Below are 11187 nucleotides of genomic sequence, written 5' to 3'. Positions count from 1 at the left end.
CATGGCTGCAATTGACCCGAACCGTTCAACCTTCGTCCAGCGTGAATATCGATGGATAGAGCGTTCCGACCCGACCGTTTTGGCGAAATATCCTGCGGCATTGGAAGTCGAACTTCCCGCAAACCTGAGTGAGGCCAGCGCCACCACGCTGGCAACCGCGATCCTTGCTGCGGTCAAAAATCCGGCCATGGCGTTTGAGGTCGAAATTGAACAGTTGATCTTCCTAGAAGACCTTGATGGCGCACCTCCGACTTACACCGTCTATGCTGATGAATATGCCGCCAACGGCCGGGTCGTCCGGGTCGAGGAATTCCAAGTTGATTGGATGAATGGCATTACCAAGTTGAAGGTGCGTGGCTGATGGTCGCCTTCGTCTGCTATCCTGAACCGTGGACCGTTATTGACGGGGCAAGTCTTGCGGCCAACCCGATTGATCGCATGGGATGGGACGATCCCGGCCTTGTGTATCGTTCTACGAACATCACGCCTTATTTCACGGTCCAGTCGCAATGCCCTACGCCGATCGACGTTATTGCGCTTGTCGGAACGAACCTGCGTAACCGCGACATGGTGCGCATCAGGGTGGGCGCGTCTCAGGCCGAAGTAGACGGGGCCGCGCCAGTTGATTTCACAATGCCAGCGTGGAGCGGCATGAAGGCCGACGCCATGGCCGCTAAGACCATCTTGCGCTTGCCCACCCCGGTGATGGGCAAATTTGTCCGTGTCGACATCGATGCGACCGGCATCCCCGGCAGCTATGTGCAAATCCAACGGCTGGTCATTGGGTCGGCCGCTGACCAGATTGCAATTACACCGAACGCGGAAGTTGGCATCGCTGATGGTTCAGTCAGTTATGACACCGCAGGCATCACATCGTGGGACAAATACGCCAAAACCCAGACTTTTAAAGCAACCTTCTCATATCTCAAGGAGAAGCCTTTTCGACAGAAATGGCTTCCGCTGCTGGCCAAGGCTGGCAACAGTTCGGCGATCCTCTTCGTGCCCGATTATGAACTGAAATCGAACCCGAACATGCTGCGCGATAGCCAGAATTTCTTTGCAGGCTGGACGGCAGCAAATAGTGCGACATGGGCGCGGAATGCAGACTATGCCCACGATGGGTCGATGACGGCGGCAATCATTGAAGATAGCGAAACCTCTGCATCTGCGTCGAATTTCTACCAAGGCGTTACTATCCCGACCGATGTCGCGACCTACACAGTGAGCGCTTATGTCAAAAAAGCGCCAGCAGGATCGCCGCTGGCCCGTGTCACGATCGAATATGCAGGCGTATCTACCTCTTCTACCTTCGTGGCCGTGAACCCGGCGACGGGAGCGACGAACTTTGTCGGCAATGGCAATGCCGTTGACGCGGGGGATTACTGGCGCGTCTGGCGTTCGTTTGCCAACACGCTGGCAAACACGTCGGTGCGTATACGGCTCTATCCGGCAATTGCTTCGGCAACCGGTTCACTGAGCGGCAGCGAAAGCGCAGCGGTTGGGAAGAACACCTTTTCCGGTTGCCAGATTGAACCGGGTGGTGAGATGACTGATTGGTCTCCGACGAGTTTTTCGGCCGCGTTCGACAACGCATATGCAGCGATGGAACAAAACGACGCGGTTTTTGGCTACATAACAAAAGCTACACCGCGCCATATCACCTATGATTACTGGTCGGTAGAAATGAGTATTACTAGCACAGCGCTCTGATTGGCGATTGCTGGTCACGTATAAATAGCATGTGACCAATAATATCCTTCTTGAAATTTCGCCTTACGATCCTGTGACTTCAACCTTTGTGACGCTTCGGATGTCACTGGCGGGATCGGATGCAAGTTGCACGCTCCTGAACAACTATGAGTGGCTACCTTGTATTAACGGCGTGCCTATCAGTCGGTGGACATTGGCAGCCGATGGTCTGGTCACTCAGTTTGGCTCGAACGGCGGCGACGTAGGCTTCATCTGCGGCCCCCAGTTCGGCAATGAGGCGTGGAACGCTCTCCAGTGGGAAGGCGCGCTCTTTAGCTTGTTCGAAGGTCCGAAGGGCGGCGCTTGGTCGTCCTACCGTCAAATATTGTCCGGCAATGCCAGCGCGATCGAACGCGATGGTGGCCAGTGCAAATTTACCCTTTGGGGACCGGAGGCTACCCTAAACCGAAGCCTGCTGAACACCAGCTATGCTGGAACCGGGAACGCAGAAGGCCCCGTTGATTTGAAGGGCACCCTCAAACCCGTAGCCTTCGGCACATGCCGCAACACCACGCCTATTCTGCTCGACCCGGTAAACTGGATATTTCAGTTCCATGATGGGATCGCACAGGACGTCACGGGCGTGTTCGAAATGGGCATGTCGCTTGGTCCGGCAGTGTCCACGGCTTCGACTTTTGCCAGCCTGAAAGCTGCCACGCTGCAACCGGGAGAGTGGTTGAAGGCACCGGCGATCGGTATGTTCCGACTCGGCGCGGAACCCATTTCAGTCGATGCGATCACATGCGACATTCAGGGCGCGAAGGACGGTTCTGCCTATCCGTCGACGATCGCCACGATTGTTCCCGCTCTGCTTAAGAGGATCGGCGTCCCAGCGGGCAAGATCAACCAGACCAGCTTTAATGCCTTCAGCGGGGACGCATGGGACTATTCGACCAAGAGCCAGATCGAAGTTGGCGAACTGGCACGCGAAGCCCTTCGTCAGGCTGGTGGCCATCTGTTCGCCGATGGAACAGGAACATGGCGGGTCAGCAAATACCTTGGGACGTCCTCACCGACTGCCCTGCGGCAAGACCGCAGCACTTTCCCGCAGGTGCGCAGCATCACGCAACCGGAAGCGAAAGCCCCGGTCCATAAGGTTCGCGTGGGATTCAACCGCAATTACACGGTTCAGGACACCAGTTCCCTAAGCCCGCTACTAACCGAAAATCAGGACGATATTATCGCGGCGCAGGAGGCTGCGGATGCGGCCAAGGCTGCGGCGGAGGCGGCGCAGGCTGATGCTGATCAACTACGTGACGAGATGGACGCGATTGCCGCCGATGGCATCCTCGACCGGGCTGAGAAGGCACGGGTCGTGCTGGAATTCCAGCAGATCACTGGGGAAAAGCCGGGCATTGAAAGCCGCGCAGGTGCGATGCTCCCTGCCATTACTACCCTTCTGACCGCATACAGCGCCGCCTATAATACGCTCAGTAGCTATCTGACGGGTCTGACCCCCGCCTACACTGATACCACCCAAAACACGCCGATCGTCCGCACGACATGGAATAGCCGTTGGGTCGGCTACACAAATGCTCGCCAAGCCCTTCTGAACGAAATCGCTCGTATCGCGGCCGATTATGTTGGCGGCACTCCCGCGAACACGGTCGCCGCAGCCACGACCAACTTCAACACCCGCAACGACCGTAATGGCGCAGCCATCAGCGCGCCGACGTTTCCGAGCGATGTCTTGTCGAATTCCACGAACACGGACGGTTCGGCGAATATCACCTTCAAGTGGAACTGGGGTGGGGTGGAGGATGACATCGACGGTTTCAGAATCGTTGTCCGCTCGTCCACGTCGTCCAGCGCCTACAACCTTGGCACCGCTGCCGGTGAGGAACTGGAACATTTCGTCGCGGCTGATCGCCGGGCTTTCCAGCTTTTGGGGATCGCGGCCAATCGCTATTATACCCTCTATGTGCAAGCCTATCGCGACGTCGATCAGGACGTAGCTGCGGGCGGACGCATATCGTCCACGGCTGTCAAATCGACCGCCACCGGCAATAATCCATACCGGCCTTCGTCGACCGTCGTCTTTGGCGGCAACGTGACCGGCTCTGTTGGCGGAACACCGGCGAACACGCTGGTCGCTGATTTGGCCGCCGCGCTGACGAACATATCAGCGGCCCAGACCCAGATTGACGACCTCTTTGACACCTATGGGGAAAGCGCCAACGCTGCGGCATCGGCGCAGGCGGCTGCTAATAGTGCGACCACGGCGCAGGCGGCAGCGACAACCGCGAACACAGCCAAAACCAACGCAGAGACGGCCCGCGATCAGGCCCAGACTGCCACTACGGCGGCCAACACGGCACGCGATAATGCGCAGACCTATGCCAATGCGGCCAGCTTGTCGGCCACCGCGTCCGATACCGCGAAATCGGCAGCGCAGACGGCAAAAACGGCTGCTGAGACGGCCAACACCAATGCCCAGACCGCCAAGACGGCGGCCGAAACTGCGTTTTCGAATTCGACCACTGCCAAGGATGCTGCCGTCGCGGCAAAGTCGGCGGCAGAATTGGCGCGGGATAACGCGCAGACCAAGGCTTCGGAGGCATCGGGCAGCGCCACGGCAGCGGCCGGGTCAGCGGCCACAGCTACGACAAAGGCTTCGGAAGCTGGGAATTCGGCAACCGCTGCGGCGGCATCGGCTGTTTCATCGTCCAGTTCGTATGATGCTGCGGCTGTCCAGTTGGCAGCCCAGTTCCCGCCCTATGTCGATCCATCGTTGGCCCAGTTCACGTTGAATGGGACCGGCGCACCCTCTGATACCGTCCCGCTGAATTCGTTCACTTCTATAGCGGGGGTAGGTTGGGGTTACCAAGGCACCTCACCGGTCCTGATGACGCGGGGCGTGGTGCCTGTGGGTCAAGGCCGCATATATGAAACCTCCGCCTCATTCGTTTGGGTTTCAGGCAGCGCCACTAGCGTCCAGTTTCGCGTCTTCTACCTTGACGCCAATTATGTGCAGGTCGGTAGCACGGTCACTTCGTTCCAAGGTTCGACTGGCACTGATGGTCTGATCAAGACCTTCGCGCGGACGTGGACCGATACCAACGCACCGGCTGGAGCGGTTTGGGCGCGGTTTGGGGCAGCCCGCAACAGTGGCGGCGGCACCTTCGCAATCACCTCCCTGTCTGTCGCGGACGTCACAGCGCGCGAAGCGGCTGCGGGTAGCGCCACGGCGGCGGCAACCAGTGCCAGCGCAGCTTCGACATCAGCCGGGGCAGCCGGGACAAGCGCGACCAGCGCAACCACCAGCGCAAATACCGCGTCGACCAAGGCCGGGGAAGCGTCGTCATCAGCGTCTAGCGCAGCCACCAGCGCGTCTGATGCTCTTGGGTCGAAGAATGCAGCCCAGACCAGTGCCACGCTGGCCGCTGGGTCCGCAACTGCGGCAGGCAACAGCGCGACGGCGGCCAATACCAGTGCGGGCACGGCGGCCACCCAAGCGACTAATGCCAGCAACAGCGCGTCGGCGGCCAACACCTCTGCGATCAATGCCGCGACGTCGTTCGCAGCGACCCAGAATGCGCTCTACGTTAGTAATCCGCTGCTGATTTCGTCCTTCGACGAAGGCGCGACACACTGGACCAGCAGCCGAACAGGTTCGCCGACCAGCGCGCCTGCCGCGCCGGGGACGTTGGTGAACGATCCTGACCTTGGCACCGCTATCGAAATTTCGACGTGGACCGTCTTGGGCACCAATATTCTTTCGCGCGGGGTTATGCCGATCACGGCTGGCCGCATCTATGAGATCACCGCCAAGTTCAAGGTCATGTCGGGCGACGGGTCGGTCGGCTTCAACCTCGCAATGGGCACGATGAAGGCGGATTACACCGCTGCCGCAGCCAATGTCATCACCGGCGTCACTTCAACGATCACCAGCACGGGTGTTGTCGAGACGCTGACCAATAAGTTCTCGCTGACCGGGGGCGCGGGGATAGCCACGATCCCTGTCGGCACCACGCAGGGCCGCGTTGGTCTGCGCCTCAATACCACTGAAAGCGGGCTGGTCATCCGCATCGGTTCGATCATCGTAACCGATGTCACCGAACGTGAAGCGGCGGCGGCCAGTGCCAGTTCGGCCAGCGTATCGGCCAGTTCGGCGGCCACATCGGCAAGCACCGCGACGGGCGCAGCGTCCACGGCAACTACTCAGGCTGGCCTTGCCGCAGGGTCCGCGACGTCGGCAGGGAATTCGGCAACGGCAGCCAATAGTTCGGCAGGCACCGCCACGACCCAAGCCAACGCTGCTGGAAATTCGGCCAGCGCTGCCAACACCAGCGCGAACAACGCTGCGTCATCCTATAACTCGGCTTCACTTCAGGCGGCTGCGCTCTTCCCTGAAAGGCCTGACGCGACACTTGCCCAGTTCACGGGCAGCACCGCTGGCGACCCTGCGGCGCTAACGCCCCTTACGGCAGTCAATTTCGCGACCATCCCCGGTTGGGGTTTGGGCCGAACTGGCACGTCCACCAATCTGATCGCTCGATATGTTGTCCCAGCCAGCGCGGGCACGATCTATGAAGTGACGACCACAGTGTTTTCGCTCGATGGCGTCAGCACTCAGATGCGCGCCCGCGCCGAAGCGCTTGACGCCAACTATGCGTCGCTAGGCACTGTCACCCACAGCAACAGCTTCGGAACCGGCACGACCACCAACGCGCCTGTAGTCGCCACACGCCTATTCGATAATTCACTCTACCCGACCGGCACCGTCTGGCTGCGCTTCTTCATCAATCGTAGTTCGGCAGGCGGCAACTTTGGCATCGGTAGCCTTGCTATCAAGGATGTCACGGTCCGCGAAGCTGCGGTCGGTTCAGCGACAGCCGCCGCTACGTCGGCGACCACGGCTTCTACCGCTGCCACCAACGCTGGGCAGTCGGCGAACAGTGCTTCGACCAGCGCCAATACGGCCAGCACCAAAGCGGGGGAGGCCACCACTTCGGCCAGCAGCGCCGCATCGTCCGCTTCGGATGCTCTTGGCTATCGCAATACGGCCAGCACGCACGCGACGAACGCGGCCACGTCAGCCACGAACGCGGGTAATCAAGCCACCGCAGCGAGCGGGTCAGCATCCAATGCATCGACCAGTGCGAACAGCGCGGGCAATTCAGCTACGGCTGCTAACTCGTCGGCTGTAGCGGCTGCGTCCAGCTATAACGCCTCCGCTGTTCAGGCTGCCGCGCTTTTTCCACCTAGCGTTGACCCGGCTTTGGCCCAGTTCACGTCCGATACCAATGGCGCAGCGGCTGCCACGACCATCCTTTCGGACTTCGTCAACATCGCGGGGGTGGGGTGGGTCCGACAGGGCACCAGCCCGGTCATCAATACGCGCGGCCTGCTGCCGGTCGGATTGGGGCGAATCTATGAAGTTGTGACCGGCGCTGTCTGGGTGTCCGGCTCCAGCACCAATATGAAGCAGCTTGGTGCCTATCTGGACGCCAACTATAATCTGATCAGCACCCTCGACAAGGTCACGGGCGGAACCGGCACGAGTGGGTCGGTCGTCCGTCAAACGCGCCTTTGGACCGATGCGGATGCACCCGCTGGCGCGGTCTATCTGCGCCTGTCTTCACGTCGTCAGTCGGCTGGTGGCACGTTCGGTCTGGTCGATTTGAGCGTAACAGATGTGTCCGCGCGGGAGGCTGCGGCCTCCAGCGCTACTGCTGCCGCTGGGTCTGCGGCGACCGCTGGGACAAGCGCCACGGCAGCCGGTGTCAGCGCCACGGCGGCGCAGGCATCGGCGACGACAGCGTCCACGCAGGCGACAAACGCATCAAATGCGGCCGGTGCCGCGCTCGCATCTCAGAATGCTGCTGCCACATCGGCCAGCGGCGCGGCCACGTCCGCCACCAACGCCGGTAATTTCGCGTCGTCAGCGCAGACAGCATCCACTTCGGCCAATCTGACAGCCGCCTACACGATGCCATCCGATTTCCAGCAGGATGGCCAATATTGGTTCCGTGGCTGGGAAGGCGTGCCCTCCGCTGTCACCCCGATCGTGGCAAACTCCACATTTGCGTTCCCCACGGTATCTGGGGTCGGCAAGGTCATTCAGATCACGGGCACAGCCCAAGTTGATGTCGGCCACATCGGAACGATCAAACTGACGCCGGGTCGAACGTATCGTTACAGCGTCAAAGCCCGTCAGACGGCAGGCACCGCAGGGCAACAATATCAGGTCTATCGTATCGGCACGACCGATGCGGGTTCATCGGTCGGCAACGGTAACTGGACGACAGTCACCATGTCGTCGCTCAACACATGGTATGAAGTCGGCGGCGGCGACATCTCTTCCGACATCATGATAGCGGCTGGAGCGACGGGTTTGCGCGGCCTGTTCCGCACGCTTTCGACTGCCGGTTCGACCACGGTTCAACTTGCATATTTTCGGATTGAGGACGTCACCAGCCAGCTTGCAGCGGAAGGTAGCGCGTCGGCTGCTGCCAATAGCGCGTCGTCGGCGGCGTCCAGTCAGACGGCAGCCGGGACCAGCGCCAGCGCGGCGCAAGGATCAGCCACCAATGCGGCCACGCAGGCAGGTAATGCTTCGACTAGCGCATCACAGGCGTCAACCAGCGCCACCAACGCGCAGGCAAGCGCCAATACGGCCAGCACGCAGGCCACGAACGCAGCGAACAGCGCGACCAGCGCGGGTAACAGTGCGTCGGCGGCGAGCGGGTCGGCATCGACGGCCAGCACACAAGCATCCAATGCCGGAAACAGTGCCACGTCGGCGGCGGCTTCGGCGGTGTCCGCATCCTCGACCTTCACCAATTTCCAGCAATCGGTCATGAACCAGTCGCAGGCATTGCCTTACGATTTTTCGGATGGGCTGACCTACTGGACCGATGCGCGCAATGGGGCACCCGCAGCAGTAACCGCCGCGCCCGGCACCATCATCACCAACGACAGCTACTTCGGTCTTTGTAACAGCATCACCAACTGGACCACGGCCGGTATGAACATCCTGACGCGCGGCGTTCTGCCAGCACAGGATGGTCGTTTCTACGAAGTCCGCGCACGGTGTCGGGTCGCGGGCAGCGACGGTTCCGTGAATCTGAACATCGTCTGTTCGGAAATGAACAGCAGCTATGCGGGCACCGCGAGTAACTATCGTGGTGGACCATCACAGACGGTGCTGGTCGATACTCCTGTCGAGATTGTCGGTCTGTTTTCTGACAGCACCGCAAATGGTGCGACGTCGTGGACCAGTTCGGCTGTTAACCTTCGGTTTGGCCTGCGACTGAACTCGGCTGAAAGTGGCCTCATTCTTCGCGTCCAATCGATCAAGATCACGGATGTCACCGATAGGATCGCCGCCGCTAACAGCGCAGCGGCAGCATCGACCAGTGCAAGCAACGCCTCCACGTCGGCGACCGCAGCGGGAAATAGCGCCACGGCAGCGAACGGAAGCGCGACGACGGCCAGCACCCAAGCGGGCAATGCATCGTCTTCGGCCAGCGCCGCCAACACCAGTGCGACCAACGCAAATTCATCAGCCGGTAGCGCAGCAGGTTCGGCCAATGCCGCCGCTAACAGCGCCACCAGCGCCAGCGGATTTGCCAACACGGCCCAGACCAAGGCAGGGGAGGCTGCCTCATCGGCCAGCGCTGCGAATAACAGCGCGGCGGCGGCGGATGCCTCTGCATCGTCGGCTTCGACGAGCGCATCCAATGCTTCGACCTTCAAAGGTCAGGCAGAAACGGCTGCATCGACAGCGTCGACACAGGCCACCGTGGCGACTAATGCTGCCGCTGCCGCATCATCGTCTATGACGATCACGTCCCAGATCGCAGCGGCCAGCATCAACGCCAATCCGGTTTTTGCAGACTGGCCTGCCGGGCAGACGCATCCGACCAACTACACGGCTTGGGCGGGGTCTCCGATAATCGTCAAGGCTACGGGCGCACAAAGTCCCTATGCGTATCGCATTGGTATGTCGTCCAGCACCGCCACAAGCCTTGGTGTGAAAACTCCGCAGATGATCAGCGCGCAGGTTCTATCGCAAAATCTGTGGGTGGTTCTTGAAGTCGATGCCCAGCGCAATTCTGGCACCTTGCCGGGGGCGGGCGTCCTGTTCCGGGCCGTCACATCGGCCGGTGCGGTTGCGCAGGACATGTATATTCCGCTCAACACGTTGGCCGATACAGCCGGGGTTACGGGAGCGGGTGGAACGAACACCATTCGCCGTTGGCGTCTGCTTTCGCAGATTACCGCGTCGAACGCCTACGGCTACGAAATCTGTCTGATGCACCGCTACAATGGTATCAGCGGATACACGTCCAGCGCCACGGCCAACGACATCACCTATCACAAGGTAGCCATCCGACCGGCGACCGATCAGGAGATTGCGACCAAGCAGGCCGTGGCCGACCTTTCGACCCTGTCAGCGACGGTCAACACGCAGGGTCAGACCCTGTCGACGCTCAACACCAACTACGCATCGTTGAGCAGCACGGTCAGCACGCAGGGCGTCACGATCAACAACCACACGTCGGCGATCAGCACGACGCAGAACAACGTCACCACGCTGTTTGGCCGTGCGGCGCTGACGCTGGACGTGGGGGGCAATATCAGCGGGTATGAGATCAACAACAACGGTTCGACCAGTCAGTTCAAGGTGAAGGCCGACCAGTTCGAACTGGTGCCCAGCAGCAGCAGCGGCAACCGGGTCGCCTACAGCGATGGCACCTTCCGAATCTATGCGGGCGCGACCATGACCGTTTGGGGCGCTGCCTTTGGTTCGTCTGGTCAGTTCATAGAGTGGACCGGGCCGACTCAGTCCAGCCTGTCGGGGTGCACCGAAAGCAATGCTATCAAGTTCGTGAAAACGAACGGTCAGGCCTACTATGCGGGCGGGATCATTGCGGGCACGCTGAAAACGTCCGTTTCGAACGCCTCGCTTGGCACCAGCGCTACGGTGACGTCGGGCCTCATCGGGTCAAATGGCAACACGGTCAACGTTAACGCCAGCTACTCCTTCACGGCGACCCTGACCGCCCAATACGCGGCTACCTCGACTGGTGTAACCAACTATAACAACGCGATCAGCGCCTTCGGCCCGGTCAGCGGCGATGGCACCTACGATAACCATACGGGCACCAAGGCGAACAACCCTGCCGCTGGGACATTCACCATGAACCTGAAGCGGGACAGCAGCACGATCGCGTCGCTGACTAGCGTGACAGGAGCATTGGACCTTGAAGGCATCCGCCCGGTCCCAGTCGATAATGCGCCGGGGTGGATCAACTACACCTACACGTTCTGGGGATCGGTCACGACTAGCGATCCTACCGTGAACACCGCCAACCGGACCTACAGCGCCGATTTCACACGGTCTTTTCCGTATGGATCGGCGACGATCCAATCGCAACGCATCAGCGTCACGTCGACCGAATGGTAATCATAAGTAAAAGGAAATTTGAA

General features: G+C 60.3%; 3 protein-coding genes. All 3 read left to right on the top strand.

Annotation, left to right across the window (positions count from 1 at the left end; genetic code table 11):
* Window position 1 precedes the first annotated feature (1 nt).
* The 3 genes from ASE85_RS03250 to ASE85_RS03240 are packed head-to-tail and all read left to right on the top strand — an operon-like array spanning window position 2 to window position 11164.
* Window positions 2–361 carry a hypothetical protein gene (locus ASE85_RS03250; protein ID WP_156358166.1) on the top strand — a complete coding sequence of 120 codons (360 nt, stop codon included), beginning with the start codon at window positions 2–4 and terminating at the stop codon, window positions 359–361.
* Window positions 322–1710, top strand: coding sequence for a phage head spike fiber domain-containing protein (locus ASE85_RS03245; RefSeq protein WP_156358165.1), 1389 nt, complete (start codon window positions 322–324; stop codon window positions 1708–1710). Before ASE85_RS03250 ends, ASE85_RS03245 begins: the two co-directional genes overlap by 40 nt.
* Window positions 1711–1741: 31 nt before the next feature.
* Entirely contained in the window at window positions 1742–11164 is a 9423-nt protein-coding gene (locus ASE85_RS03240; RefSeq protein WP_156358164.1) for a DUF7359 domain-containing protein, read from the top strand.
* Window positions 11165–11187 lie beyond the last annotated feature (23 nt).

The organism is Sphingobium sp. Leaf26, from assembly GCF_001421665.1.
Classification (GTDB): domain Bacteria; phylum Pseudomonadota; class Alphaproteobacteria; order Sphingomonadales; family Sphingomonadaceae; genus Sphingobium.
Note: the sequence above shows the minus strand (reverse complement) of the source record. Positions and strands in the feature narration are given on the sequence as shown.